The organism is Bacteroides sp. 1_1_30 (assembly GCF_020982715.1).
Classification (GTDB): domain Bacteria; phylum Bacteroidota; class Bacteroidia; order Bacteroidales; family Bacteroidaceae; genus Bacteroides; species Bacteroides xylanisolvens.
In genome coordinates, this window is the sequence record NZ_JAJKHN010000182.1 from 1 (window position 1) to 2,539 (window position 2,539).

Genomic DNA, 2,539 nt, shown 5'->3' on the forward strand with positions numbered 1-2,539 from the left:
GACATGACGGATATTCTGCTGCGCATGGGCATCAATACTGAAGGGGGGACATTCTGCTTTCCGGAACCGAAAGAAACGGATGCCGGTACCAAAATATCCATCCTTACGCAACTGAAAAAGAACTTCAACATCCCCATCGACGACGACTATCTCTATGAGGAATTCGGTATCGACAAACCGGCCAACTACGAGCAGCTGAAGGCTGAACAAAGGGAGGCTGCACAGGCTGCCCAGATTCAAACCCCGAATAAGGAACCGGAACCAGCGAATAAGGGACGGGATGATGAACCGACACCGAAACAGGAAAGAAACTTCCGGAACTGGCTCAAAGGTTTTTTCGTGAAAGCCCCGGCAGACGGGGCAGCTTTAGACTGGTAATGAACGACCTCTACCAAAACAAAGGGGAAGAGGTACAGACTTCGTTCAGTTTCAGCAACGACGTGTTGGCCAAGGCACTGCAGCACATCTACAGTCAGAAAATGGACGTGGAGGGCGAAATCGAGCCGAATCTGTTTCACGAAATCTGCCGCATACTGGACGATGCTGCTGCCGATGGGGTTGCACAGTCTGAGGGGAAGCAAGTGGACGGATTCCTGCAGCAGCTGCAAACCAACAACGAGGTCTTTACGGCATTCAAGGTTCACCGCATGCAGCGCGATATGGCACGGTTATTATTGGATTCGAACGGCACTCTAAAGCCATTCGAGAAATGGGTGCAGGAGGTCACACCCATCGCATCTCACCAGGTGCGGCATTGGCTGCAGACGGAATATGACACGGCGGTGCTGAGGGCACATCAGGCGGCCGACTGGCAGCAGTTCCTCCGCGAACGCGATGTCTTGCCCAACCTCAAATGGATGCCGTCCACCTCCCTGCACCCGGGTGCTGATCATCGGCCGTATTGGAATACCATACGGCCCATCGACGACCCGTTCTGGAGCATACACCGGCCGGGCGACCGATGGAACTGCAAGTGCGACCTCACGGCCACCGACGAGGAACCGACGCAACTGCCGGATGAGGACGATAATAGCAAACCGCAACCGGGGCTGGATAACAACCCGGGAACGGACGGCATCCTCTTTGCCGATTCCCATCCTTATTTCCCGAACGACTGCAGGCACTGTGCTTTCTATAAACCGGGCTTCAAGGACCGGCTGAAACACATCTTCAGCAATCGGGCAAAGGATTGCTACGACTGCCCATACATCAAGGCATGTATGGAACGGATGGCACAAAACGGGTTTAAACTTGAAAAATCATTCTCCAACGGCGGTGTACTTTATGTACATCCGAAGGTTGATAAGGATAAGGCCGATTACAAGGATATGAAACGTATCTGCCTCCAATTGGCAAGAATGGGGCATCAAGTCAAAATGACACCACGCTTGCACTATCTGTCGGATGATTACCAACGTATCTACGCAAACTTGATAGATACCAGATATTACAGAAAATGCCCGGATTTTGAAGTGGATGGCTTGTTTTACGAATTTGAAGGCTTCATCAAGCCATGGAACAAAAGAAAAGTAAAAAGCATGATTTCTCACGGGCTGGAGCAATCTTCCAGAATTGTAATCAAGAATACAAAAGGCTGTTCTGACCGTTTTATAAGAAGGGCTATCATGGCAAGACGGAATTTGCCTAATCAAAACATCGATGAAGTATGGATTTATGAAAAAGGGGAAATCAGGTTGTTCTATAAGGATGGTAAGTTCTACTACTAAAAAGACAACAGGGAAGCCTGCAAACAGACTTCCCTGCGATGCGACGTGCCGCAGCACACGCTAACTCCTTATGGAGCTGCTGCAAATATAGTGATTTATTTTAAAACGGTATCACAATGGACTTGAAAGATTTTGATAACTTGATAAAATCCAAACGTAAACAGCTGGAGACGCTCATGCGGCGCAAAATGCCGGTCATGGTAGGACGTATGGCCAAAGACCACTTTCAGGAGAATTTCCGACAGAGTGGATTTGTCAATGGCGGTCTTCACCCCTGGCCAAAAGCCAAACGGCTGTCCTCGGGGGGTACCGATGCCGCCAGCAATTACGGTACCCTTCTCTCCGGCAGGAAGCATCTGTTCAAATCGGTTGGGTACACCCCTGCCGACTACCGGGTAAGGGTGTTCAACGAAGTGGTCTATGCGCCCATCCACAACTGGGGCGGCGAAATCGATGTCACCGTCACAGACCGCATGAGACGCTTTGCATGGGCCAGGTTCTACAAGGCTTCGGGAAAAAGAAGAAAAGCCGGCACAGGGCAAAAGAAACGCGTTAAACGGCGTTCCAACCCGAAGGAACTGAATCCGCAGGCACAGTTCTGGAGGAACATGGCGCTTACCAGGAAAAAGAAACTGCACATCCGCATCCCGCAGCGCCAGTTCATGGGCGATAGTGAAGAATTGAACAGCCGCATACGGGAGAAAGTGGATCAGGAAATTACCAACATTTTAAACGAATAACGATATGGACGAAATTTTTATCGCAATCATGGAACAGATTGCACAGGAAATGCCGGAACTCTCGCTCATCGA

At 50.1% G+C, this 2,539-nt stretch carries 2 protein-coding genes and 1 pseudogene; all 3 read left to right on the forward strand.

What is annotated here, in order from left to right; all coding sequences use genetic code 11:
* Positions 1 to 378: pseudogene (locus LPH68_RS25965) on the forward strand (hypothetical protein); the annotation flags it as partial.
* The gene (locus LPH68_RS25970) at positions 378 to 1,727 is read left to right on the forward strand and encodes a phage minor head protein (protein WP_149949488.1); all 1,350 of its coding nucleotides are present in this window, start codon (positions 378 to 380) and stop codon (positions 1,725 to 1,727) included. The pseudogene LPH68_RS25965 and the gene LPH68_RS25970, both read left to right, overlap by 1 nt.
* 116 nt (positions 1,728 to 1,843) lie before the next feature.
* On the forward strand, positions 1,844 to 2,467 hold the full coding sequence (locus LPH68_RS25975; RefSeq protein ID WP_192914509.1) for a phage virion morphogenesis protein: 624 nt from the start codon (positions 1,844 to 1,846) through the stop codon (positions 2,465 to 2,467).
* Positions 2,468 to 2,539 lie beyond the last annotated feature (72 nt).